The sequence below is a fragment of the Kitasatospora indigofera genome, from assembly GCF_014655955.1.
Lineage (GTDB): Bacteria > Actinomycetota > Actinomycetes > Streptomycetales > Streptomycetaceae > Kitasatospora > Kitasatospora indigofera.
Genome location: NZ_BNBO01000023.1, coordinates 95,360 through 118,871, shown reverse-complemented (window position 1 = coordinate 118,871; position 23,512 = coordinate 95,360). Strand labels below are relative to the sequence as shown.

Here is a 23,512-nt window from a genome sequence, read left to right as displayed (position 1 = left end):
CCGTAGGACTGCTTCGTCCCGTGGGGCTGGGGCCCGGACGGGCGGAACGGGGGCGCAGACGGCGACGCCTGCGGCTGCGGGGCCGGGCCGGTGCTGACCGGCGACGGGGCGCGGCTGGGGGTGTGGTTGATGTGGTGATCGAGCATCTCAGCCAGAGATTACCCGTCAGGGCTGACATCAATAGCACCGTTTTTCCGCAGGCCCGGAGCGGGCGCCCGGGCCGGTCGCTGGGGGCGGGCACGGTGCGGGCCCGGTGCGGGCCGGCTGCGGGCCGGGCGGGTGTCCGGGCAGGTGTCCGGCGGCTGCCGGGGCGGGGGTCCGGGCGGGTGCGAAGCAGGGCCGCGCAGCGGGCCTCGGCGGGGCCGGGGGCGGTCCGGTGCGGGGGCCGGACGGGGGCCGGACGGGGTCCGGTGCGGGGGGCCGGTGCGGGATTCAGGGACGGGTCCGGGACCGGTCCGGCCAGGTCCGGCGGACGGACGGCGGGCGAGGCGCCGATCGGCGGAGGCGGCTCGCTAGCAGTTCCCTGGTTGCAAATGTCTTCAACCGATCGCCGGACGATCACCCTTCGACGATCCTGCGACCAGCTGCGATCACCTCCGGTCATCCCCCGTCCGGACGGTAACGATCTCCCTACAGTCTGTTCCCAGCAGCCCCGCCGCATCGGCACGGGCCCCGCCCCCACAGGAGGATCACGATGGCGAATCTGGAGACGTCCCTCAAGGAAGCCATGACCATCGAGGGCGCGATCGGCGTCGCGCTGGTCGACTACGGCAGCGGAATGGCCCTCGGCAGCCTCGGCGACGGCGCGGAACTCGACCTCAACGTCGCGGCCGCCGGCAACACCGACATGGTCCGCGCCAAGATGCGCACCATGGAGATGCTGAACCTGCACGACAACGAGATCGAGGACATCCTGGTCAGCCTCACCAACCAGTACCACCTGGTCCGGCCGCTGGCGACGCAGAACGGCCGCGGCCTCTTCCTGTACCTCGCGCTGAACCGCGCCCGCGCCAACCTGGCGATGGCCCGCCACCACCTGAAGCGGATCGAAGCCGGCCTGGAGATCTGACCCGGCCGCCCACGGACCGGGAGCACCCGGCCCCGGCACCCCGGCCGCACCCGGCCACACCCAGCGGCAGCAGGAGGGCAGAGACGTGGCCGCACCCCTGTACCAGGCGAAGGCCGAGTTCTTCCGGATGCTCGGTCACCCCACCCGCATCCGCGTGCTGGAACTGCTCCAGGCCGGCCCGACCCCCGTCCGCGACCTGCTCGCCGACCTCGGCATCGAGCCGTCCAGCCTCTCCCAGCAGCTCGCGGTGCTGCGCCGCTCGGGGATCGTGACCGCCGGCCGCGAGGGCTCGACCGTGGTGTACGCCCTGGCCGGCGCGGACGTCGCCGACCTGCTCAGGTCGGCCCGCCGGATCCTCACCGAGCTGCTGGCCGAACAGGGCACCCTGCTCGCCGAACTGCGCGCGGCCGACTGACGGCCCGGCGCCGCGGCACCCGCCGCACCACCCGGCGCGCCCGCCCGCGGCCGGCCCGGAGTCAGGCCGCCGCGGCCAGCAGTCCCGGCAGCTCCCGCATGTCGTCGAAGACCACCGTCCCCGGCCCGGCCAGCCGCGCGGCCGGCGTCAGGCCCCCCGCGTACCCGAAGGCCCGCATCCCGGCCGCCCGGGCGGCCCGCACGCCGTAGGCGCTGTCCTCGACCACCGCGCAGCGGGCGGGGTCCGCCCCCATGGTCCGGGCCGCGTGCAGGAAGACGTCGGGCTCCGGCTTCCCCCGGGAGACGTCCTCGGCGCTGAAGATCCGGCCCTCGAACCGTTCGAACAGCCCGGTGCGGGCGAGGTTGCGCCGCATCCAGCGGTGCCCGCCGTTGGAGGCCACGCAGGACGGCAGGGTGAGCGCGTCCAGCGCCTCGGTGATCCCGTCCACGACGGTGAGCCGGGCGTCGAGCGCGTCCCGGTACCAGGAGTGGTAGGGCTCCTCCCAGCCCTCCTCCAGCGGCCGGCCGAGCCGTTCCTCCACCGCGGCCCGCCAGACCTCGGTGGAGGAGCCGACCAGCCGTTCGACGATCTCCGTCTCGGTGAACGCGCAGCCCAGGTCGGCGAAGACCAGGGCGTCCACCTGCACGGCTATCCGCTCGCTGTCGACGAGCACGCCGTCGCAGTCGAAGATCACCAGCTCGAAGCCCTCAGCAGTCATCCGGGCAGCCTACGGCCGGGCGCCCCGCCCCGGGCGGGCTTCCGGCACTTCGCGGTGCCCGCCCCCGGCCTCCCGGTGGTCCGGCCCCGGGCCTCCCGATGCCCCGGGCGCGGGACCACCGGGGACCGCGGCGGGCCGGCCCCTTCCGCGCACAGGTCTTCCATGTGACCCATGACATGTGAAATATTACAACCCTTCACCAGGTCTGCCCGCCCCCGCCCGTTCCCCCGGCCGGCCCGCCGGACCGCCCTCCCCCGACCACCACCGTCCGGAAAGGACCGGTCAGTTGCGCAGACTGTCCGCGATACTCGCGGCGGCGCTCACCACCGGCGCCACAGCGGCCACCCTCCTCGGCACCCCCGCCCAGGCCGCACCCCCGCAGCCCGCACCCGCCCTCGCCGCCACCAGGGGCACCGAGGGCACCGAAGCGCCCGCCCAGCCGCTCGCCCCGCCGGAGCGCGAGCGGCAGTCGCTGCGCACCAAGGCGCTGGAACAGCTCAACCAGGGCGCCGTCGCCCGCACACCGGACGGCCGGGCGCCCGCCAAGGTCAAGGTCGGCGGCGACTACGTCCAGCTCGCGCAGCAGCGCAAGGACAAAGTCTTCGTCATCCTGGCCCAGTTCGGCGACCAGGTCGACAACTCGACCCTGTACAACGGGCAGCCGCGCTACGGCGGCACCCCGGGGCCCCGGCACAACCGGATCCCGCAGCCTGACGGCAGCGACACCCACACCCTCTGGAAGAGCGACTTCGGCCGCGACTACTACCAGCGGATGTTCTTCGACGACGCGCCCGGCGCCAACTCGATGCGCACCTACTACCGCACCCAGTCCTCGGGCCGGTACGACCTCGACGGGACGGTCAGCGACTGGGTGACCGTGCCTTACAACGAGGCCCGGTACGGCAGCAACAAGGGTCCGCAGGGCAGCGGCGCCTGGACCCAGGCGCAGGAGTTCGTCCGGGACGCCACCAAGGCCTGGTACGACGGGGAGCTCGCCAAGGGCCGCAACGCGGCGGACGTCACCGCCGAACTGGCCCAGTACGACGTCTACGACCGCTACGACCACGACAAGGACGGGAACTTCGAGGAGCCGGACGGCTATCTCGACAACGTCGTGGTGGTGCACGCGGGCGTGGACGAGACCTGGGGCGGCGGCGCCCAGGGCGCGGACGCCCTGTGGGCGCACCGGAGTTGGGCGTTCCCCGATCCGACCGGGCAGACCGGGCCGGCGGGCAACCGGATCGGCGGCACCCCGGTCGGGGACTCCGGCCTGTACGTCCACGACTACGTACAGGCCGGCGAGAACAGCGGGGTCGGGCTGTTCGCGCACGAGTTCGGCCACAACCTGGGCCTGCCGGACCTCTACCCGACCACCGGCGGCGACAACGCCGTCAGCTTCTGGTCGCTGATGTCCTCCGCCTCCTACCTGGGCAAGGGCCGGAACACCACCGGCGAGTACCCGGGCGACCTGGACGCCTGGAGCAAGCTGCAGTTCGGCTGGCTCAACTACGACGAGGCGCAGGCCGGCACCAGGTCCAGCCACGCACTCGGCGTCAGCGGCTACAACACCGACCAGGCGCAGGCCGTCCTGGTGCACCTGCCACCGGGCCGGACCACCACCACGCTGGCCGAGCCCTACCAGGGCGTCGCCCAGTGGTGGAGCGACACCGGCGACAACCTGGACGCCTCCCTCGGCCGGACGCTCGACCTGACCGGAGCCGGCGGCCCGGCCGCGCTGGACGCCGCCGCCTGGTACGACATCGAGCAGGACTACGACTTCCTCACCGTCGAGGCCTCCACCGACGACGGCCGGACCTGGCGGCCGCTGGGCGGCACGGTGAACGGCACGCCCATCGGCGACACCCCCGCCCGCACCCCGGGCCTGAGCGGCACCTCGGCCGGCTGGACCCAGCTGCACGTCCCGCTGGACGCCTACCTCGGCCGGGCGGTCCGGGTCCGCTTCCACGCCACGTCGGACGGCAACACCCACGGCAAGGGCGTGCTGATCGACGCCGTCCGGATCACGGCCGGGGGCGCCACCCTCGTCGAGGACGGCGCCGAGAGCGGCGGCCAGGGCTGGACCAGCACCGGGTTCGGCGTGGTGACCGGCAAGGACGCCGTCCGCGAGCACCCCCGGGCGTACCTGGTGGAGAACCGCCGCTACGTCGGGTACGGCGCCTTCCTGAAGACCGGCCCGTACAACTTCGGCTACTCCGGCGTGGCCGGCAAGGCCGGTGTGATCGACACCTATCCGTACCAGGAGGGGGTGCTGATCTGGCTCTGGGACACCGGCTACGCGGACAACAACACCCGGGACCACCTGGGCGGCGGGCTGATCCTGCCGGTCGACGCGCACCCCGCGTCGATCCGCTTCGGCAGCGGCAGCCTGGTCAACGGCCGGGCGCAGAGCTACGACGCGCCGTTCTCGCTGAAGCCCACCACGGCCTTCACCCTGCACAGCGCGGGGGTGGCGACCAGGTTCGGCGCCGAGCCCGCCGTGCCGGTCTTCAACGACCGCACCGGCGTGTACAGCGACCCGGCCAACCCGGAGCTCGGCGTCAGGGTGCCGGACACCAACACCAGGATCGAGGTCGTCCGCGAGACCCGCGACGGCCGGCTGACCACCGTGAAGGTCGGCCCGGCCGCCTGACCGTCATGACCTGACGGACGGCGGCCACCAGGCCCCGGCCCCGCCCACCGGCGGGGCCGGGGCCCTCGCACGTCCGGGGCCCCCTCCGGTCCGGGGCCCCTCTCGCCGCTGCCCGACCGGGTAGCGGCGCGGCGGGGCGGGGCGCCGGTCACCGGGCCGTCAGCCCGGGCCGTACCCCAGGCCGGCGGCGCCGGTGCCGAGCAGGGCGAAGGCCAGCTCCGCCTCGGCGACGGCCTTCGGGAGGAGCTCGTCCTCGGTGGCGCCGGCGGCGAGCCCGGTCCAGTTGGCCCAGGTGAGTTCCTGGCGTACGGCGACGTACTGGGCGGCGACCAGGCGAGGCGCCAGCTCGCCCCGGCCGGTGACCGCCTCGGCCAGCGCCTCAGCCAGTGCCCTGGTGTCGGCGGCGAGGAATTCGCGAAGGTGGGAGCTGAGGCTGGGGGTCTCGTGGACGAGCCGGAGGAAGGCCAGCACCTCCGGGTGCTCGCAGAGGCCGGTGACGGGATCCCGCTCGGCCAGCCGGTCGAGGAAGTGCTGCCGCAGCGCGGCCAGCGGCGGGGCGCCGGCCGGGCGGGCACGGACCACCCGGGCCGCCTCGCCGAGGTGGTCGGCGAAGCGGTGCAGGACCAGGTCCTCCTTGCTGGCGAAGTAACGGAACAGGGTCGGCTTGGAGACCTCGGCGGCGGCGGCGATCTCGGCGACCGATACCTGCTCGAAGCCCCTGGCGAGGAACAGCGAGATCGCGACGTCGGCGAGGGCCTGACGGGTGCGTTCCTTCTTCAGGGTCCGCAGACCTCCGGGCTCAGTCATGGCTCCAGCATACCCGGCACCACAACCGGGGAAGATTTGTTACCGGGTTGCATTTTTGCCTCGGTTGCACTTTCATGGGCCGAGCGCCGGGACGACCGGCCGCCGGGAGCAGCAAGCCCGACACACCGGAAGTGGGGAAGCACGACATGACCGCCGTACTGATCGTGGGCGCCGGACCGACCGGACTCACCCTCGCCTGCAGCCTGGCCCGGCAGGGCGTCGACGTCCGCGTCATCGACAAGTCCCCCGGCCACCACCGGGTTTCACGCGGAAAGGCACTCAACGCACGCAGCCTGGAGGTGCTCGCCGACCTGGGCCTCGGTGAGCGGTTCGCCGCCGCCGGCCGCACCGGGCTGGTGTTCCGCAAGTACTTCGCCGGGGCGTACGTCTCCGACACGGACCCGTCCGCCGATGTCGCCCCGAGCCCAGGGGCCCGCTACCTGACTCCGCTGTCCATCCCGCAGTGGCGGACCGAGGAGTTGCTGCGCGAGCGCCTCGCCGAGGACGGCGTGACGGTCGAGACCGGCGTCGAGCTGTCGGGGTTCACCCAGGACGGGCACGGCGTGCGGGCGGACCTCGCCGACGGCCGCCGGATCACGGCCGACTACCTGGTCGGCTGCGACGGCGCCCGCAGCACCGTCCGGCGGCAGCTCGGGGTGGCCTTCGAGGGCAGCACCGACGAGGAGCAGACGATGTTCTGCGGGGACGTCGAGGTCGACGGCGACCTCGACCCGACGGTCTGGCACCAGTGGTTCGACCAGGACGGGGCCGTCCTGCTCTGCCCCTTCGAGGGCACGCCGGTCTGGCAGTTCCAGGCCTCCCCCGAACTCGGCCCCGACGGCCGCCCGGTGCCGCCCACTCTGGAGGGCTTCCAGCGGCTGTTCGACCGGTACGCCCGGATGCCCGGCGTGCGGCTGCGCAACGCCACCTGGCTCTCCACCTGGCGGGCCAACGTCCGGCTCGCCGAGAGCTACCGCACCGGACGGGTGTTCCTGGCCGGCGACGCGGCCCATGTGCACCCGTTCGCGGGCGGGCTGGGGATGAACACCGGCATCCAGGACGCCTGGAACCTCGGCTGGAAGCTCGCCCGCGTCCTGGCCGGGCAGGCCGGCGACGCGCTGCTCGACAGCTACCAGCAGGAGCGGCTGCCGGTCGCCGCGCTGGCGCTGGACCTGAGCACCGCCGCGCTGGCCAAGGTGATGGCGGCCGTCCGGGTGCCCGGGGTCGGCGTGGAGGCCGTCGCCACCCAGGACCTCCGCGGCCTGGGCATCCACTACCGGTGGAGCAGTCTGGCCGGCGGGAGCCAGGACGCCCCCGGCGACGGCCCGCGCCCCGGGGACCGCGCCCCGGACGCCCCCGGCCACCGGCCCGGCGGCGGGCCGGTCCGGCTGTACGACCTGTTCGCCGGGGGCCGGTTCACACTGCTCGGCTTCGGCCCGGCCGCCCGGGCCGCGCTGGCCGGCTGGGGCCCGCAGGTGCGCACGGTCGCGGTCGACGCGGCCCCGGACGGGGCGGGCGGCCCGGGCGGCCCGGGCGTCCTGCTGGACACGGACGGCCACGCCCGGCGCGCGTACGGGATCACCGGGGACGCGCTGGTGCTGGTCCGTCCCGACCACCACCTCGCCCTGGTGGCGCCGGCCGACGGCGGGCCGCTGATCCGTGCGTACCTGGCGGAGCTGGGGCGCTGACGTGAACGCCCGCCCCACGGGCACCCGGTGGGGGTGCTCGCGGGACGGGCGGGCGGGTGGAACGGGTGGAACGGGTAGGGCGGGTGGAACGGGTAGCACGGATGGAGCCCGGCCGGGCGCGGCCCTCGTGGAAGGTTCCCCGCCGCGCCCGACCGGAGTTGTCGGACCTGCCGCCCGGACTACCGCCGCAGCGGGCCCTCGCAGGTGTAGTCGGCGGTGCCGGCCCGGCCGGTCGGCCAGATGTCGACCTTGCCGAAGCTGCAGTTCATGTCGTCGAGGTTGTTGGCGACGCCCTTCGTCCGGGTCAGGACGAAGTAGTCGACCGTGTCGGACATGTCCTTGAACACCTGGTCCGCGCTGCCCGACGCGGCGAGGTTCGCGGTGATCCGGCCGGTGCACACGAAGCGCATCGGCTTGTTGTCCCAGTCACCGTTGTCCTTGCAGTTCGGGGTGGCACCGGTCGCGCCGGCGAAGGCCGCCTGCACCTCGGAGGCGTAGGCGAACTTCAGCGAACCGTTCGGCGTGAAAGCGGTGTTGGGGACGTAGAGGCTGTCCACCGCCCGGATCCGGTCGTCCAGGAAGGCGCTGTAGCCGGCCTGGATCGCGGCGTCCGCGCCGACCCGGCCGCGCCAGGCGTCGAAGCCCGCGGGGTCGTCCGCACGCTGGTAGCCGTACATCTCCCGCAGCAGGGAGGGATGCTGCTGCCAGAGGTACTCGAAGAACGTCCCGGCGTAGTTGTAGAAGTGGAACGCCGGGGTGTCGTCGTAGGTCGCGTGGAGCAGCTGGTTCACGGTCATCCGCGGGATGCCGGCGGCCTCGTCCTTCGCCAGTTTGGCCACCAGGGACTTGCGGACCAGGATGCCCTGGTCGCGGGTCGAGCCGTCGAAGAACTCGGCCGTGCCCTCGTCCATCGCGGTGGTCAGGTCGCCCGAGTACCAGCGCGGGTCACCGAAGTAACCCGGCACCGCCCAGCGCCCGTTGAGGTAGTGGGTGTACTCGTGGCGGAACAGCTCCTCCAGCGTGAGGGTGGAGTCCTGCGGGACCCGGCGCTGGTAGGTGTAGAAGGTGGCGCCGTTCTCGATGTAGATGCCGCCGTTGTTGGTGCCGTAGCCGGTGAGCAGCGGGTGGTAGACCTCGTAGTCGGCGCGCGAGGCGTACAGGTGGATGTGCAGCGTGGAGTTGGTGTCGCCGGCCAGCGGGACGTCGGTGCCCAGGACGCGGAAGAACTGCGTCTTGACCTGCTTGCTGGCGTAGTACATCTGGTCGACGGTGGCCCGGTCGAGGGCGGTGTGCACCTCGACGGCGCCGTTGTCGTAGCGGTAGGTCCAGGGGAAGAGCTGAGCCTCGATCTGGTCGGTGCAGACGTTGAACTGACCGCAGACCTGGTAGTAGTTGGCCCAGCCGACCAGCTTGACCCAGGGGTCGGAGAAGGCGCCGAAGGTGGCCTTCGCGGTGTCGAGCAGGGTGCCGAGTTCGGCGACCACACCGGCCCTGAGCGGGGCTATCTGACCGAACCTGCCGTACTCCCCCATCGCGTCGCGGGCCAGCCAGGCGTTCTTGGTGCCCTTCAGGTGTCCGTGGCCGGCGAAGGCCCGGAACGCGGCGCGGTAGTCGGCGTCGGCCGCGACCACCGCGGTGAAGTCCTGGTCGCCGTTGTAGATGCCGAGGTAGTTGACGTTCAGCGCGGCCAGGCCGGCCGTGCCCCAGGCCGCGCTGTCCGCCACCGCGGTGCCGGGGCCGAACTTCGCCAGGATCCGCTTCACCAGCGCGAGGTTGCGCTGGCGCAGGCCCACGCTGCCGGCGGTGATGGTCATCTCCCGGACGGTCGCGCCGGCCGACTCGGTGTCGTCGAAGGCGTGGGCGTAACCCGAGTACGCGACCACGGCCTGCTGGACGGCCGCCAGGGTGGCGGCGTCGGTGATGTCGATCTCGCCGTGGTTGAAGTCGAAGTAGACCGTGGCGTGCAGGTAGGTCCACAGGGTGTAGAAGCGTTCGGCGCTGCCGCCGTCGGCGGCGCCGGCGAGCTGGGTGATGCGCTGGGCGACGGCCTGCACATGGGCGTCGTCCATGGTGGTGGCGTAGCGGGCGTCCCAGGTCCAGAGGAAGTTCCGCACGCAGCCGTCGACGGTGACCGCCGGGTCGGTGAGGAAGTCGGCGAGCTGGCCGGGGCCGAGGCCGGTCATCCCGTCCAGCGTGCACGGGACGCCGGCCGCGGTGGCCGCGGGCGTGCCGGAGGCCTGCGCGGCGGCGCCCGCCGCGAGCGGGGCGGGCGCGCCGACCCGGTCCGGGAGCAGCCCGGGGACGGGCGAGTCGCCGAGCGAGCCGCCGCCCGGGGCGGGGGCCGCGCCGCCCGCCTTGGCGGTGGCGGTGCCGAGGTGGTCGACCTCGTCGTAGGCGGTCGGGTCGGGCGCGGTACCGGTGACCGGCGCCTGGGCGGGGGCGGGGGTGGCGACGGGTGCGGGCGCCGTGGGGCCGGCGGGGGTGGCCGCCTGTGCGCTCTGCAGGGCCGGCAGGGTGAGCGTCGCGGCCAGGGTGGCGGCCAGCAGAACTCGACGTGCGGTGCTGTGAGTTGGCACCTGTGCTCCTGGGGTGTGGGAGGAGTGGGGGTGGTTCGGTGCGGTGGTGCTCGTGGCGCGGTGGTGCTCTTGATGCGGCGGTGCGGCACTGCGGTGGTGCGGTTGTGCTCGTGGGGAACGTCGAAGGGGCGCCGCGGCGGCGGGCGGGCGGGGCGGCCGCGCGGGGGCCGCCGCGGCCCGCCGCCGGGTCAGGCCTCGGGGAAGTGGCAGGCCGCCTGCCGGGTGCCAGGACCGGCGATCCGCAGCAGCGGCTGTTCGGTGCGGCAGCGCTCCTGCGCCTTGGGGCAGCGCGGGTGGAAGGTGCAGCCGCTCGGCGGGTCGGCCGGGCTGGGCGGGTCACCCAGCAGCACGATCCGCTCCCGGGCGCGTTCGGCCGCCGGGTCCGGCAGCGGGACGGCCGAGAGCAGCGCCCTGGTGTACGGGTGCGCGGGGCTCCCGTACACCTCGTGCTTGTCGCCGATCTCGACGATCCGGCCGAGGTACATCACCGCGACCCGGTCGCAGACCCGCTTGACCACCGAGAGGTCGTGGGCGATGAAGAGGTACGCGAGCCCGAGTTCGCGCTGCAGGCGCTCCATCAGGTTGACCACCTGGGCCTGGACGGAGACGTCCAGGGCGGAGACCGGCTCGTCCGCGACCACCAGCCGGGGCGAGGTGGCGAGCGAGCGGGCGATGCCGATCCGCTGGGCCTGGCCGCCGGAGAACTCGTGCGGGTAGCGGTCCAGCTGTTCGGGGACGAGGCCGACGAGGTCCATCAGCTCGGCGGCCCGCCGGCGGGCGTCGGCGGCCGAGGCGCCCTGCACCAGCAGGGGTTCGGAGATGATCCTGGCCACGGTCTGCCGGGGGTTGAGCGAGGAGTGCGGGTCCTGGAAGACCATCTGGAGGTGCTTGCGGTAGGGGCGCATCCCGGCGGGGCCGAGCCCGCCGATGTCCTGCCCGTCGAGGGTGATGCTGCCCTCGGTGGGGTCGAGCAGCCGGACGACCAGGCGGCCGGTGGTGGACTTCCCGCAGCCGGACTCGCCGACCAGGCCGAGGGTCTCGCCGGCCCCGAGGTCGAAGCTGACGCCGTCGACGGCGCGGACGGGCGGCCCGGCCCGGCCGGTGCGGCCGCGCCGGCCGGGGAAGGTCTTGACCAGGTCGCGGACGGAGAGCAGGGCGGTCACGGGCGGGCCCCTTCCGGGACGAGCGGCAGGTGGCAGGCGGCCAGCCGGCCGGCCGCCGCGCCGGGGGCGGCGGCCGGCGCGAGCGCGGGGCGCTCGGCCAGGCAGCGGGCGTGCTGGGCGGCGCTCGCTCCGGCGGTGCGGGCGCAGCGGGGCGCGTAGGCGCAGCCGGGCGCGGGGGCGGTCAACGAGGGCGGGTTGCCGGGGATGGCGCGCAGCGGGGCGTCGTCGGGGTCGTCCAGCCGGGGCAGCGAGTCGAGCAGGCCCCGGGTGTACGGGTGCGCGGGGTGGCTGAACAGCTGGTCCACGGGGGCCTGTTCGGCGGCCCGGCCGGCGTACATGACGAGCACCTCGTGGGCGACCCGGGCGACCACGCCCAGGTCGTGGGTGATCATGACGACGCCGAGGCCGCGGTCCTGCTGGATCCGGGCGATCAGGTCGAGGATCTGGGCCTGGACGGTGACGTCCAGGGCGGTGGTGGGCTCGTCGGCGATCAGCAGGTCGGGTTCGCAGGCCAGCGCCATGGCGATCATGACGCGCTGGCGCATGCCGCCGGAGAACTGGTGCGGGTAGTCGTCCACCCGCCGGGCGGGCTCGGGGATGCCGACCTCGGCGAGCATCTCCACCGCGCGCCGGCGCCCGGCCCGGCGGGAGGCCTTGAAGTGCACCCGGTAGTGCTCGGCGATCTGCTCGCCGACGGTGTAGAAGGGGTGCAGGCCGGACAGCGGGTCCTGGAAGACCATCGCGACCCGGCGGCCGCGGACGGTGTTGAGCTGCCGTTCGGGCAGGCCGCACAGCTCCCGGCCGTCCAGCCGGACCGAACCGGTGACGGCCGCGCCCCGGTGCAGGCCCATCACGGCCAGCGAGGTGACGGACTTGCCGGACCCGGACTCGCCGACCAGGCCCAGCGTGCGGCCGGCCTCGACGGTGAAGCCGATGCCGTCCACCGCCCGGACGGTGCCGCGGGGGGTGTCGAAGCTGACCTTGAGGTCGCGGACCTCCAGCAGAGGGCTCATCGGTCAGTACCTCACTCTCGGGTCGACGTAGGCGTAGAGGACGTCGACCAGCAGGTTCGCGGCGACGATGAAGAAGGCGGCGAGCAGGGTCACGCCGAGGATCACCGGCTGGTCGGAGCGGACCAGCGCGTCGTAGAAGAGCCGTCCGACGCCGGGCAGGCCGAAGATCGACTCGGTGATCACGGCGCCGGCCAGCAGCCCGCCGAGGTCCATCCCGAAGATGGTCAGGATCGGCGTCATCCCGGCCCGCATCCCGTGCTTGACGGTCACCGTGCGGGCCGGCAGGCCCTTGGCGCGGGCGGTGCGGATGTACGGCTCGGCCATCGTCTCGATCATCGAGTTGCGGCTCTGCCGGGCGTACATCGCGGCGTAGAGCAGGGCCAGCGCGAGCCACGGCAGCAGCAGGTTGGACGCCCAGGAGAGCGGGTCGTCGGTGAAGGCGGTGTACGCCGGGTACGGCAGCAGGCCGGCGCCGCGCACCACGCCCCAGATCAGCATCACCGAGGTGAAGTAGACCGGCAGGGAGGCGGTGGCCACCGAGGCCACCATCAGCGAACGGTCGGTCAGGCTCCCCTTGCGCAGCGCCGAGGTGACGCCGGCGCCCAGGCCGAGGACCAGCCAGAGCAGGGCCGCGCCGACGGCGAGCGAGAAGGAGACCGGCAGCCGGTCGGCGAGCAGGCTCCAGACCGGCATCGAGTACTCGTAGGAGTAGCCGAGGCACGGGAACGCGCAGTGCAGGGTGCCGGCGCCGCTGCCGTAGTCGCGGCCGGCGAAGATCCCGGTCAGGTAGGCCGCGAACTGCGAGGGGACGGACCGGTCGAGGCCCATCGCCGTCCTGACCTCGGCCAGCCGCTCGGCGCTGCAGGTCTTGCCGCAGGCGGCGGCCGCCGGGTCGTTGGGGAGCAGGTAGAAGATGCTGAAGGTGATGGCGCAGACGGCGAGCAGGATGCCGGCCACCCCGAGCAGCCGCCGCAGCAGGTAGCGGGTCACGACCGGCCTCCCCTGGGGTCGAGGATGTCGCGCAGGGCGTCGCCGAGCAGGGTGAAGGCGAGCACGGCGAGGAACAGGAAGAAGGTCGGGATGAGGAAGTACGCCGGGTCGGTCTCGTAGAAGTTGATGCTCTCGGCGATCATCTGCCCCCAGGACGGGGTCGGCGGGCGGACGCCCACGCCGAGGTAGCTGAGCGCGGCCTCGGTGCTGATCATGCCGGGGACGAGCAGCGTGGTGTAGGCGATGACCGGGCCGGCGACCCCGGGCAGGATCTCCCGGCCGAGGATCCGCCAGGAGCCGGCGCCGCCGACCTTGGCGGCGTCCACGTACTCGCGGTGCTTGAGCGAGAGGGTCTGGCCGCGCACCACCCGGGCGATGCCGGGCCAGCCGAAGAGGCCGATCACGGCGGTCATCAGCAGCACCCGGTTGACGTCCTTGGCGACCGCCATCATCGAGATCATGAAGATCAGCGACGGGAAGGACATGGTGAGGTCCATCAGCCGGGAGAGCACGGCGTCGGTGCGGCCGCCGAAGTAGCCGGCCGCCACGCCGGCCAGGGTGCCGGCGACCACCACCACGGCGGTGGCGGTGAAGGCGATCAGCAGCGACACCTGGCCGCCGTGCAGGACCCGGGCGAACAGGTCCCGGCCGGTGACGGGCTCCACGCCCAGCCAGTGGTCGGGGCCGATGCCGCCGGCGGCGCCGAGCGGCAGTCCGCCGAGGTAGGGGTCGATCGCGCTCCGGTCGAACTCCTCGGGGGTCCAGCCGCCGAGCGCGCTCAGCGGGGTGGCCAGCGCGGCCAGGCCGGCCAGCAGGGCGACCGTCAGCAGCCCGAACCTGGCGGCGCGCCGGGCGAGCAGCTGGTCCAGGACCAGCCGCCAGGGGCCGCGCCCGGCCGGGGCCGTGACGGCCCGGGCCGTGGCCGCGGGATCGGCGGGGGGATCGGTCGCGGGGTCGGTCGCGGGACCGGTTGCGGTGGTCATCGCCGCCGGCCCCTCAGCCCTGGCCCTTGGCGGGGTCCTTGAGACCGATGGTGGCGAAGTCGAACATGCCGGTCCAGACGGGGTGCCCGAAGGCGCCGGCGACGTTGGTGCCGACCAGCAGCGGGCGGCGCTGCCAGAGCATCGGCACGGCCGGGGACTTCTTCATCAGGTCCTGGTCGAGCTGGAGCCAGGCCGCGTTGGCCTCCTTGACGTCCGGCATCCTGGCGATCTCGTCCATCCGGTCCATCGTCGCCTGGTCGCGGAACTGGCTGTAGTTGCCCTGGTTGCCCTTCTCCTTGATGGTGCGGCCGTCGAAGACGAAGGGCAGGAAGGTCGCGCCGGAGGGGTAGTCGGGGCACCAGCCGGTGACCGAGAGGTCCGGGGCGTTCTTGGTGTCCCCGATGGTGTCGTAGTAGACGGAGGGGTCGGCGGTGTTGATGGTGACCTGGATGCCGGCCTTGGCCAGCGACTGCTGGAGCGCCTCGCCGCGGGTCTTGTCCCCGGTGGAGACGGTCAGGCTGACCTTGAGGTCGGACTTGCCGGCCGCGGCCAGCAGTTCCTTCGCCTTGGCGGGGTCGCCGACCGGGGCGATCCGCAGCGGGTCGGCCCGGACGCCGTTGGTCAGCGCGGGCGGCAGGAAGGAGGTGGCGATGTCGGTCAGGGCCGGGCCGCCGAACGAGGTGACCTGGGCGTCCTTGTCGACGGCGTACATCATCGCCTCGCGGACCTTCGGGTCGTCGAACGGCGCCTTGGCGTTGTTCAGGTAGAGCATCTCGGTGCAGCCGGTCATCTCGGCCACCAGCCGGGACTTCACGTCCGCCTTCGGCAGCACCTTGGCGGCCGACTCGGGCCGCATCATCGGCCACTCGACGGCGGAGGCGTCGGCGCCCTCGCTGGCGATCAGCCGGTCGTCGACCTGGCCGCCCTTGAGCCCCTGGACGAACACGATCCGGTCCGGGTAGGCCTTGCGGACGCTGTCGGTGGCCTGGTCCCAGTTGGTGTTGCGGACCAGCGTGAGCTGCTTGCCCCGGTCGTACGTCTCGATCTTGTACGGGCCGGAGGAGAACGGCCGCAGGTCGTACTGGGCGCCCTTCTCCTGCGCCTGCGGCACCGGCGAGAAGGTCGGCAGGGTGGCGGTGTAGGAGAACTCGGCGACCGGGCGCTTGAGGCGGAAGACGATGGTCCGCTCGTCCGGCGTCTCGACCGAGGCCAGGTGCTGGCCGGTCAGCGGGCCCTTGTACCCCTCGGTCCCGTCCAGGTACTGGGCGGCGTAGTCCGGGCCGCCGGTGAGGTCGGGGGCGAAGGAGCGCTCGACGTTGTACTTCACGTCGGCGGCCTTCACCGGGCTGCCGTCCTCGTACTTGACGCCCTCCTTGAGGGTGAAGGTCCAGGTCCGCCCGCCGTCGGAGGGGCGGCCGAGGTCGGTGGCGAGGTCCGGGACGAGCTCGCTGCCGGCCGCGCCGGGCTCGGCCTTGAAGGTCACCAGGGTGCGGTAGAGCAGCCGGATGCCGAAGTCCATGTTGGGCATGGTCCAGTTGCGGGCCGGGTCGAGGTGGGCGAAGTCCTGGTTGGAGAGCACCGTGAGGGTGCCGCCGCGGACGGGCGTGCCGCCGACGATCGTGCCGGACGCGGCGCCCGGGGCCTTGGTGCTGCCGGCCGCGCCGTCCTTGGTGTCGGTGGCCTTGGTGTTGCAGGCCCCGAGGCCGAGGGTGAGGGTCGCTGCGATCGCCGCCGCGAGGGCGGCATGGGTGCGCCTGTTCATGTGCAACTCCGCGATGGGGGGCCGGACTTGCGGCCCGTGGTTCACCCCGGGGCTGATCCGGGGCCCGCCGGGAGGGCGACCCTTCGAGGTCTAGCCGCTCCGCGATGTGACCCGTAACATAGTAATGTGAAATTGCACTGGCAAGGGATGCTGCGGCCCGTTACCGAGCTGTGTCCGGCCGCTGCCCCAACTTCCCCCCTGCAAGCAGCCTTTGTCCCGATTCAACCCTCCGGCAAGGAGCCGCCACGATGACCGACGCCCGCCCACCCCGGCTCAACACCGGCAGCCACGACCTGCCCGTCTCCCCCGCCCTGGACGCCTTCATGGCCACCGCCTGGGCCGCCACCCCGCTCCCGGCCGGGCTGCGGGTGCCCGCCCACGACCACACCCCGGCCCGCCGCGCCCGGCTCTCCGAGACCTTCCCCGGCGAGCGGATCATCGTCCCCGCAGGCGAGTTGAAGGTCCGCAGCAACGACGACGACTACCGCTTCCGCCCGCACAGCGGCTACGCCTGGCTGACCGGCCTCACCGGCGAGGACCAGGTCGGCCACGTCCTGGTGCTGGAACCCACCGGCCCCGAGGGGCACGAACCGGTGCTGTACCTGCGCCCCCGCTCCCCGCGCAGCGCGGGTCACGGCGCCGGCGGCTCCGAGTTCTACCGCGACCGCCGCTACGGCGAGTTCTGGGTCGGCCGCCGCCCCGACCTCGCCGAGGCAGGCCGGCTCACCGGACTGCGCACCGAGCACCTCGACGACCTGGCCAAGCTGCTGACCGGCCCCAACCCCGCCACCCGGGTCCTGGCCGGCGTCGACCCCGCCCTGGACAGCGCCGCCGGACGGCCCGGCTCCGGCGCCGACCGGCAGGCCGACGCCCGGCTCGCGGCCGCCCTGTCCGAACTGCGCCTGGTCAAGGACGCCTGGGAGGTCGCGCAGCTCCAGCTCGCCGTCGACCACACGGTCGCCGGCTTCGAGGACGCCGTCCGGGCCCTGCCCGCCGCCCTGCGCCACCCGCGCGGCGAACGCTGGATCGAGGGCACCTTCGACCTGCGGGCCCGCGCCGAGGGCAACGGCACCGGCTACGACACCATCGCCGCCTCCGGCGCGCACGCCTGCGTCCTGCACTGGACGCGCAACGACGGCCGCCTCGACCCGGCCCAACTCCTGCTGCTGGACGCCGGGGTGGAGACCGACACGCTCTACACCGCCGACATCACCCGGACCCTCCCGCTGAGCGGCACCTTCTCCCCCGTGCAGCGCCAGGCGTACGAGCTGGTGCTCGCCGCCCAGGACGCGGGCATCGCGGCCCTGCGCCCCGGCGCCGCCTTCCGCGACTTCCACCGGGCCGCCATGCAGGTGATCGCCGAGGGGCTCGCCGACTGGGGCGTGCTGCGGATACCCGCCGGGCAGTCGCTGCGGGAGGACAGCGGCCTGCACCGGCGCTACACGCTCTGCGGCAGCGGCCACATGCTCGGCATGGACGTGCACGACTGCGCGCAGGCCCGCGCCGACGCCTACCTCGACGGCGTCCTGGAGGAGGGCCAGGTGCTCACCGTCGAACCCGGCCTCTACCTCCAGCCGGACGACGAGACCCTGCCCCTGGAGCTGCGCGGGCTCGGCATCCGGATCGAGGACGACCTGGTCATCACCGCCGACGGCGCCCGGCTGATGTCCGGGGCCCTGCCGCGTTCGGTGGCCGGCATCGAGGAGTGGATGGGCACCCTGCTGGGCTGACCCGGGCCGCCCGCGCGGGCGCCGCGGGGCCCTCGGCGGAGCGGCCCCGCGGCGCACGGGTGCGGTGTCCGGGTGGCGCGGCGCCCGGATGCCATGGCGCTCGGCCGGGCGGGGAACCGGAGCCGGGGCCCGGGTCAGGGGTCAGGGGTCAGGGGTCAGGGGTCAGGCGACCTTGACCGTCCGGTCGCCGCGCCGCACGGACACCTCCACCTCGCCGCCGATCGCCGCCGCGTACGCCCGCAGATTGTCCAGGCTGTCCACCTGCCCGTGCTCGATCTGCGACACCCGCGCCTGGCTCACCCCGAGCAGCCCGGCCACCTCACGCTGCGTCATCCCGGCGGAGCGCCGGAGCTCGGCGAGCTCGTGCCCCCGGATCCGGGCCAGCGTCTCGGTCCGGATCCGGGCCCGGTCGGCCTCGGCCTCGGGGGTGGCGAGTTCGGGGAACCGCCTCAACGCCTCGGCCCGGACCTCCGTCCAGCTCCGTCCCTTCATCTTCCGCTCTCCTTCCGCTGCTCATCGACGAGATCCGCGTAGCGTGTCTCCGCAAGCGGAATGGCCTCCTCGTACCACTGGGACCAACGCCCGGACTTGTCACCCGCGACAAGGACGATGGCCTCACGGTCAGCATCGAAGACGAACAGCAAACGAACCTCCGAGGCCCCGGAGGAGCCGGGCCTCAGCTCCTTCAGGTTGTGCAGTCGACTTCGGTGGATCCTGTCCACCGCAGGTCTTCCCAGGGTCGGCCCGACCGCCGCAAGCGGGTCGAGTGCTTCAAGGATGTTGCTGGCTGTTTTGGGGTCCTCCCCACAGATCTGTAGATACCACTCCTCCGCCGGTGCCAGAAGCGTGATCTCCCACATACAGCCAGATTAAGTTCTCCCTTATACCGCAACTCCCCCTCCGCCGGAGATCCACCCTCCCGGGGGACGCCACGCCCCGGTCCGTGCGCCGCCCGCTCACGCCTCGTCGAGCCGGCGCCGCTGGTCCGGGGTGAGGTCCAGGCCGACGGCGTCCAGCGACTCGTCGAGCTGGGCCACCGTGGTGGCACCGATCACCGGGATCACCGGCGCGTCCCCGCCCAGCAGCCAGGCCAGCACGACCTGGCCGGCGGTGGCACCGGTCTCGGCGGCGACTTCGCGGAGCGCGTCGAGCTGGGCCCGCGCGCCGGGGTGGTCGTACTGCGGGGGCATCGGCTTGGCCGGGTCGGTGTAGGCGCCGTGGATCAGCGGGCTGTACGCGAGCAGGGTGAGGCCGGGCTCGGTGCGGACGTAGTCCAGCAGTTCGGGGGTGACGTGCTCCTGGGTGCCGAAGGTCGCGCCGGGCGCGGGCCGGAGGTAGCTGTACCGCTGCTGGACGCAGCTGTACCCGGCCACTGCGCGGGCCCGGGCGGTGGCACGGGAGCGCTCCAGCCGCCAGGTCAGCTGGTTGCTGATGCCGAGCAGGTCGGCGGCGCCGTCCCGGACCAGCGCCCCGAAGGCGTCGACGGTCTCCTCCAACGGCACCGAGCGGTCCTCGATGTGCCCGTACAGCAGGTCGACCCGGTCGGTCCCGAGCCGCCGGAGGCTGCCCGCGACGCCGGCCCGGACCGCCGCGGCGGAGAGCCCTTCGGCGTTGGCCGGCCACTCCCCCGGTCCGGCCGGACGGGCGCCGACCTTGGTGGCGAGCACCACCTCGGCACGCGCGTCCCGGTCGGCCAGCCAGTCGCCCAGCATCAGTTCGCTCTCGTCGCCGGTCGCGCCGTCGATCCAGAAGGAGTAGCAGTTCGCGGTGTCGACGAAGGTGCCGCCGCGCTCGACGAACCGGTCCAGCACGGCGAACGACCCGGCCCGGTCGACCCGGGTGCCGAACGGCAGGACGCCGAGGCAGAGCGCGCTGACCTCGGGGCCGGGGGTGCCGTCCGCGCGCCGGCCGAGGGTACGAAATCGCATGGTTCCTCCAGGTACTGGGTGTGCTGCGAGCCGCTCGGAACCCTGCCAACTGGACCGCACTCCAGGTCAAGCCGCCCGGCGGCGCTGGCATGATCTCCGGCATGACCCACGCCACCGCGCCCCAGCAGCCTGCCGCCCGTGCCGCCGCGGACCCGGGTGCCCACTCCGCCGGCCCGGCAGGATCCGGCGCCAATTCCGGCGCCAATTCCGGCGTCCGCCCCGGCGGGGAGGGGTGGCTGACACCGGCACAGGCCGTCGAGCGGTCGGGCTTCAGCCTGGACACCCTGCGCTACTACGAGCGGATCGGCCTGCTCGGCTCGGTGGGGCGCTCGCACACCGGGCACCGCCGGTTCAGCCCGCACGACCTGGAGTGGCTCGGCGTCCTGCGCTGCCTGCGCGACACCGGCATGCCGATCGCCGAGATGCGCCGCTTCGCCGAGCTCGTGCGCGCGGGCGAGGGCACCTTCGCCGAGCGGCTCGCGGTGCTGGAGCAGCACGACGTTCAGGTGGAGGAGCAGATCGCGCACCTGCGGCACCAGCAGGAACTGATCCACCGGAAGATCGCCTTCTACCGCTCCGCGACGGGCCCTTCGGAGGCCGAGCCCGCGCCGCCGGGCTCCTCGGACCCGGAGCCCGAGCCGGTGGCAGCCCCGGCCGGCCCGCCCAGGGCCGGCTGAGCCTCCCGCCACAGCTCCCGGGTGATCTCCGCGGCCGGGCCGGTCCGGGCCAGGCGGTGCGCGGTGCCCGCCCACAGGTGCATCCCCTCGGCGTCACCCCGTGCGGCGGCCGCCGCCCGCAGCGGCCGGGTCAGGTGGTGGACGGCGGGGTAGGCCGCCGGGGCGTGGCGCTCGTACCGGTCGACGAAGGCGTTCCGCAGGCCACGCGCCGGGCGGCCGGTGAAGGCCCGGGTGACCACCGTCCCGGCGAACCGGCCGTCCACCAGAGCGGCACGGTGGGCGGCGGAGGCTCCCGACTCGTCGGCGCGCAGGTAGGCGGTGCCGAGCTGGACGGCGACGGCGCCGGCCCGCAGGGCCGCGGCCACGGCGGGGCCGTCCCCGAGCCCGCCGGCGGCGATCAGCGGCAGGCCCGTCACCGCGCGCACCTCGCTCAGCAGTTGGGCCAGCGGAACGCGGCCGGGCCGGTCGGTGACCGCGAAGGTGCCCCGGTGCCCGCCCGCCGCCGGGCCCTGGACGCAGAGCGCGTCCATCCCCGTCGCGGCGGCCCGCCCGGCCTCGGCGGCGGTGGTCACGGTGCCGATCTGCAGCGTGCCGGCGGCGCGCAGCGCGCGGGCCTCCTCGGGCGAGGGCAGCCCGAAGGTGTACGAGACGACGGGGACGGGATCGGCGAGCAGCGCCTCGATCTTGGCGTCCCAGTCGTCGCGGTCGTCGGGGACGGTGGCGGGCAGCCGGACGTCGTACCGCTCGGCCTCCGGCTGCAGCCGGTCCCGGTAGGCGTCGACGGCGGCGAGGTCGCCGGGCCCGGCGGGGACGAAGAGGTTGACCCCGAACGGACGGTCCGTCAGCTCACGCGTACGGGCGACCTGTTCGGTGACGGCGGCGGCGCCGAGGTACCCGGCGGCCAGGAACCCCAGGCCGCCGGCCGCGTTGACCGCGGCCACCAGGGCCGGGGTCGAGGCGCCGCCCGCCATCGGGGCGGCGACGACGGGGACGGCCAGCCGGTCGAGTCGCGCCGGCATCCGCCCGCTGCTCCGCATCCCGGTCCTCCGTCACATCCCGGCGCCGCCGCACCGCCGATCGGTCGTGTACGCCCACTGTAGGCCCTGCCTCCCGCGGGCGAACCGGCGGGGTCGGTGCGGCGGCGCGGGCCGACCGTCGCTCAGCACCCGCGCCCGGCACCGCCGGCAGCCCCCGACCAGGCTCGACACCCGAAGACTTTACTATTGCATTACTCTTCGCCCAGGGCCTGCCGCACACCGGCGACCGCGCCACGGAGTGCCGCGACCCCGGGCCCGTCGGCCGGCCGCCGCTCCCGGTGCCGGCCGGGCCCGCCCCGAGCAGCCCTGACGAGAGGACACCAGCCGTGCCGATCCCCCGCGTCCGGACGACGAGCCTGCCCGGCGTCGGCGTCCAGTACGACTTCACCACCCGAGAACAGCGGCACCTCTCGGTCATCGCCCACCGGGACGGCTCACGCAGCCTCAACCTCTACCGGGCCGACGACCCCGACGCCTGTGCGCACAGCCTGCACCTGAGCGAGGGCGAGTCCGCCGCGCTGGTCGACGCGCTGCGCCCGGCCCAGCACAGCACGGCCCTGCTGCACACCACCGACCTCGGCCTGATCGCCGAGCGGATCCCGCTCAGCGGCGTCTCGTACTGGAACGGCCGGCTGCTCGGCGAGACCCGGATGCGCACCGCGACCGGCGCCTCGATCGTCGCCGTGCTGCGCCGCACCGGAGCCGTCCCGTCCCCCACGCCGGACTTCCGGCTGGCCGGGGGCGACACCCTGATCGTCATCGGTACCCGCGAAGGCGTCGACGCCGCGGCCGCCATTCTGGGAAGGGAGTGATCGGATGCACAGCGCTTCCGTCTTCATCGAACTGGGCGCGATCATCCTGGTCCTCGGACTGCTCGGCCGGATAGCCGGCCGGTACGGGCTCTCGCCGATCCCGCTGTACCTGCTGGGCGGCCTGGCCTTCGGCCACGGCGGGCTGCTCCCGCTCGCCGCGAGCGAGGAGTTCGTCGCGACCGGCGCCGAGATCGGCGTGGTCCTGCTGCTGCTGATGCTGGGCCTGGAGTACACCGCCGCCGACCTGGTCACCAACCTCAAGGCCCAGTACCCGGCCGGCGCCGTCGACTTCGCGCTGAACGCGCTGCCCGGCGCGGGGATGGCGCTGCTGCTCGGCTGGGGCCCGGTGGCCGCCGTGGTGCTCGCCGGGGTGACCTGGATATCCTCCTCCGGCGTGATCGCCAAGGTGCTCGGCGACCTGGGCCGGCTGGGCAACCGCGAGACCCCGGTGATCCTCAGCATCCTGGTGCTGGAGGACCTCTCGATGGCCCTCTACCTGCCGATCCTCACCGCGCTGCTGGCCGGCGCGGGCCTGCTCGCCGGCAGCATCACCCTGGCCGTCGCGCTGGTCACGGCCGGCGCGGTGCTCTTCGTCGCGCTCCGCTACGGGCGGCTGATCTCCCGCTTCGTCTCGCACGACGACCCGGAGAAGCTCCTGCTGGTCGTGCTCGGCCTCACCCTGCTGGTGGCGGGCATCGCCCAGCAGTTGCAGGTGTCGGCGGCGGTCGGCGCGTTCCTGGTCGGCATCGCCCTCTCCGGTGAGGCCGCCGAGGGCGCGCACTCCCTGCTGAGCCCGCTGCGGGACCTCTTCGCGGCCGTGTTCTTCGTCTTCTTCGGGCTGAACACCACCCCGTCGAGCATCCCGCCGGTGCTGCTGCCGGCCGCCGCGCTGGCCGTGGTCACCGTGTTCACCAAGATCGGCACCGGCTACTGGGCGGCCCGCCGGGCGGGCATCGGCAGCGGGGGCCGTTGGCGGGCCGGCGGCGCGCTGGTCGCCCGCGGCGAGTTCTCCATCGTCATCGCCGGACTGGCCGTCACCGCCGGCATCGAGCCGGACCTGGGGCCGCTGGCCACCGCGTACGTCCTGCTGCTCGTCATCATCGGTCCGCTCACGGCCCGGTGGACCCAGCCGGCCGCCGAGTGGTTCGCCCGGCGCCGGGCGGGCACCGGGCCCGCCCCCGTGGGCCCGGTCGCCGCACCGCTCACCGGCTCCGCGCCCGGCGCGCAGAGCGCGGACGGGCTGGAGCTGCCGGCACCGTCCAGCGCCTCCGCCGCCAACTGACCGTCCCCTCCCGGGCCGCAGCGACCTCGGTGCTGCGGCCCGGTCGCATGTCCGGGCTCCGCCCCGGGCCGCGGCCAGGGCTCCGGCGACCCGGTTCCGACCCGGCCCCGACCCGGTTTGCGACCCGGACGGGCGGTGAGCACAAGGCAACATCCCGGCAACCGACGGGCAATGCGGGGGAAGCCGACCGGCCCCACATTTCTGTCAGCCGA

The 23,512-nt window shown here is 73.9% G+C and carries 20 protein-coding genes; 8 read left to right on the top strand and 12 right to left on the bottom strand.

The features are described 5' to 3' along the window. Nucleotides 1-694: 694 nt before the first annotated feature. Nucleotides 695-1,069, top strand: a complete 375-nt coding sequence (locus IE329_RS20705; protein WP_190212429.1) for a hypothetical protein — start codon at nt 695-697, stop codon at nt 1,067-1,069. An 85-nt stretch (nt 1,070-1,154) separates the two neighbouring features. Beyond that, on the top strand, nt 1,155-1,484 hold the full coding sequence (locus IE329_RS20700; protein ID WP_190212428.1) for an ArsR/SmtB family transcription factor: 330 nt from the start codon (nt 1,155-1,157) through the stop codon (nt 1,482-1,484). A 61-nt stretch (nt 1,485-1,545) separates the two neighbouring features. On the opposite strand, the gene IE329_RS20695 is transcribed toward IE329_RS20700, so the two are convergent. Beyond that, on the bottom strand, nt 1,546-2,202 hold the full coding sequence (locus IE329_RS20695) for an HAD family hydrolase (RefSeq protein WP_190212427.1): 657 nt from the start codon (nt 2,200-2,202) through the stop codon (nt 1,546-1,548). A gap of 286 nt (nt 2,203-2,488) precedes the next feature. Here IE329_RS20695 and IE329_RS20690 point away from each other — a divergent pair, with 286 nt between their 5' ends. Then, entirely contained in the window at nt 2,489-4,852 is a 2,364-nt protein-coding gene (locus IE329_RS20690; RefSeq protein WP_268257305.1) for an immune inhibitor A domain-containing protein, read from the top strand. 159 nt (nt 4,853-5,011) lie between these two features. Here IE329_RS20690 and IE329_RS20685 read toward each other — a convergent pair whose 3' ends face one another. Then, on the bottom strand, nt 5,012-5,659 hold the full coding sequence (locus IE329_RS20685) for a TetR family transcriptional regulator (protein ID WP_190212426.1): 648 nt from the start codon (nt 5,657-5,659) through the stop codon (nt 5,012-5,014). 146 nt (nt 5,660-5,805) lie between these two features. On the opposite strand from IE329_RS20685, the gene IE329_RS20680 reads away from it, so the two are divergent. Then, nucleotides 5,806-7,347, top strand: coding sequence for an FAD-dependent monooxygenase (locus tag IE329_RS20680; RefSeq protein WP_190212425.1), 1,542 nt, complete (start codon nt 5,806-5,808; stop codon nt 7,345-7,347). A gap of 179 nt (nt 7,348-7,526) precedes the next feature. On the opposite strand, the gene IE329_RS20675 is transcribed toward IE329_RS20680, so the two are convergent. From IE329_RS20675 to IE329_RS20650, 6 genes are all read right to left on the bottom strand, one after another. Continuing rightward, nucleotides 7,527-9,923 (bottom strand): collagenase, encoded by a 2,397-nt coding sequence (locus IE329_RS20675; protein WP_190212424.1) that lies wholly within the window; start codon nt 9,921-9,923, stop codon nt 7,527-7,529. A 188-nt stretch (nt 9,924-10,111) separates the two neighbouring features. Continuing rightward, a complete protein-coding gene (locus tag IE329_RS20670) occupies nt 10,112-11,086 on the bottom strand; it encodes an ABC transporter ATP-binding protein (protein ID WP_190212423.1) in 975 nt (324 codons plus the stop codon). Beyond that, nucleotides 11,083-12,099 (bottom strand): ABC transporter ATP-binding protein, encoded by a 1,017-nt coding sequence (locus tag IE329_RS20665; RefSeq protein WP_190212422.1) that lies wholly within the window; start codon nt 12,097-12,099, stop codon nt 11,083-11,085. Before IE329_RS20665 ends, IE329_RS20670 begins: the two co-directional genes overlap by 4 nt. 3 nt (nt 12,100-12,102) lie before the next feature. After that, nucleotides 12,103-13,089 carry an ABC transporter permease gene (locus tag IE329_RS20660; protein WP_190212421.1) on the bottom strand — a complete coding sequence of 329 codons (987 nt, stop codon included), beginning with the start codon at nt 13,087-13,089 and terminating at the stop codon, nt 12,103-12,105. Further along, a complete protein-coding gene (locus IE329_RS20655) occupies nt 13,086-14,072 on the bottom strand; it encodes an ABC transporter permease (RefSeq protein ID WP_190212420.1) in 987 nt (328 codons plus the stop codon). The genes IE329_RS20660 and IE329_RS20655 overlap by 4 nt, the downstream gene beginning before the upstream one ends. Before the next feature lie 13 nt (nt 14,073-14,085). Then, the gene (locus tag IE329_RS20650; protein WP_190212419.1) at nt 14,086-15,834 is read right to left on the bottom strand and encodes an ABC transporter substrate-binding protein; all 1,749 of its coding nucleotides are present in this window, start codon (nt 15,832-15,834) and stop codon (nt 14,086-14,088) included. Between the two features lie 248 nt (nt 15,835-16,082). Between IE329_RS20650 and IE329_RS20645 the strand changes: the two genes are divergently transcribed. Further along, nucleotides 16,083-17,564 (top strand): aminopeptidase P family protein, encoded by a 1,482-nt coding sequence (locus IE329_RS20645; RefSeq protein ID WP_190212418.1) that lies wholly within the window; start codon nt 16,083-16,085, stop codon nt 17,562-17,564. A gap of 162 nt (nt 17,565-17,726) precedes the next feature. Here IE329_RS20645 and IE329_RS20640 read toward each other — a convergent pair whose 3' ends face one another. The 3 genes from IE329_RS20640 to IE329_RS20630 form a co-directional block, all read right to left on the bottom strand. Next, complete coding sequence (locus IE329_RS20640; RefSeq protein WP_190212417.1) at nt 17,727-18,056, bottom strand: helix-turn-helix domain-containing protein; 330 nt, start codon at nt 18,054-18,056, stop codon at nt 17,727-17,729. Beyond that, on the bottom strand, nt 18,053-18,424 hold the full coding sequence (locus tag IE329_RS20635; RefSeq protein ID WP_190212416.1) for a type II toxin-antitoxin system RelE/ParE family toxin: 372 nt from the start codon (nt 18,422-18,424) through the stop codon (nt 18,053-18,055). Before IE329_RS20635 ends, IE329_RS20640 begins: the two co-directional genes overlap by 4 nt. Before the next feature lie 96 nt (nt 18,425-18,520). Next, nucleotides 18,521-19,492 carry an aldo/keto reductase gene (locus IE329_RS20630; protein WP_190212415.1) on the bottom strand — a complete coding sequence of 324 codons (972 nt, stop codon included), beginning with the start codon at nt 19,490-19,492 and terminating at the stop codon, nt 18,521-18,523. A 101-nt stretch (nt 19,493-19,593) separates the two neighbouring features. Between IE329_RS20630 and IE329_RS20625 the strand changes: the two genes are divergently transcribed. Further along, nucleotides 19,594-20,169, top strand: coding sequence for a MerR family transcriptional regulator (locus tag IE329_RS20625; protein ID WP_190212414.1), 576 nt, complete (start codon nt 19,594-19,596; stop codon nt 20,167-20,169). Here IE329_RS20625 and IE329_RS20620 read toward each other — a convergent pair. Beyond that, the gene (locus IE329_RS20620; protein WP_229927618.1) at nt 20,061-21,206 is read right to left on the bottom strand and encodes a nitronate monooxygenase; all 1,146 of its coding nucleotides are present in this window, start codon (nt 21,204-21,206) and stop codon (nt 20,061-20,063) included. The genes IE329_RS20625 and IE329_RS20620 overlap by 109 nt on opposite strands. Before the next feature lie 326 nt (nt 21,207-21,532). On the opposite strand from IE329_RS20620, the gene IE329_RS20615 reads away from it, so the two are divergent. Both IE329_RS20615 and IE329_RS20610 read left to right on the top strand, forming a co-directional pair. Further along, a complete protein-coding gene (locus IE329_RS20615; protein ID WP_190212413.1) occupies nt 21,533-22,018 on the top strand; it encodes a cation:proton antiporter regulatory subunit in 486 nt (161 codons plus the stop codon). Between the two features lie 4 nt (nt 22,019-22,022). After that, entirely contained in the window at nt 22,023-23,300 is a 1,278-nt protein-coding gene (locus tag IE329_RS20610) for a cation:proton antiporter (RefSeq protein WP_190212412.1), read from the top strand. Nucleotides 23,301-23,512: the final 212 nt, after the last annotated feature.

Bases quoted from the DNA above. Each gene is read 5' to 3' on its own strand.
- IE329_RS20685 (WP_190212426.1), bottom strand. From the start codon at position 5,659: ATGACTGAGCCCGGAGGTCTGCGGACCCTGAAGAAGGAACGCACCCGT.
- IE329_RS20665 (WP_190212422.1), bottom strand. From the start codon at position 12,099: ATGAGCCCTCTGCTGGAGGTCCGCGACCTCAAGGTCAGCTTCGACACC.
- IE329_RS20705 (WP_190212429.1), top strand. From the start codon at position 695: ATGGCGAATCTGGAGACGTCCCTCAAGGAAGCCATGACCATCGAGGGC.
- IE329_RS20640 (WP_190212417.1), bottom strand. From the start codon at position 18,056: ATGAAGGGACGGAGCTGGACGGAGGTCCGGGCCGAGGCGTTGAGGCGG.
- IE329_RS20625 (WP_190212414.1), top strand. From the start codon at position 19,594: ATGACCCACGCCACCGCGCCCCAGCAGCCTGCCGCCCGTGCCGCCGCG.
- IE329_RS20680 (WP_190212425.1), top strand. From the start codon at position 5,806: ATGACCGCCGTACTGATCGTGGGCGCCGGACCGACCGGACTCACCCTC.
- IE329_RS20620 (WP_229927618.1), bottom strand. From the start codon at position 21,206: ATGCGGAGCAGCGGGCGGATGCCGGCGCGACTCGACCGGCTGGCCGTC.
- IE329_RS20650 (WP_190212419.1), bottom strand. From the start codon at position 15,834: ATGAACAGGCGCACCCATGCCGCCCTCGCGGCGGCGATCGCAGCGACC.
- IE329_RS20610 (WP_190212412.1), top strand. From the start codon at position 22,023: ATGCACAGCGCTTCCGTCTTCATCGAACTGGGCGCGATCATCCTGGTC.
- IE329_RS20630 (WP_190212415.1), bottom strand. From the start codon at position 19,492: ATGCGATTTCGTACCCTCGGCCGGCGCGCGGACGGCACCCCCGGCCCC.
- IE329_RS20655 (WP_190212420.1), bottom strand. From the start codon at position 14,072: ATGACCACCGCAACCGGTCCCGCGACCGACCCCGCGACCGATCCCCCC.
- IE329_RS20695 (WP_190212427.1), bottom strand. From the start codon at position 2,202: ATGACTGCTGAGGGCTTCGAGCTGGTGATCTTCGACTGCGACGGCGTG.
- IE329_RS20645 (WP_190212418.1), top strand. From the start codon at position 16,083: ATGACCGACGCCCGCCCACCCCGGCTCAACACCGGCAGCCACGACCTG.
- IE329_RS20635 (WP_190212416.1), bottom strand. From the start codon at position 18,424: ATGTGGGAGATCACGCTTCTGGCACCGGCGGAGGAGTGGTATCTACAG.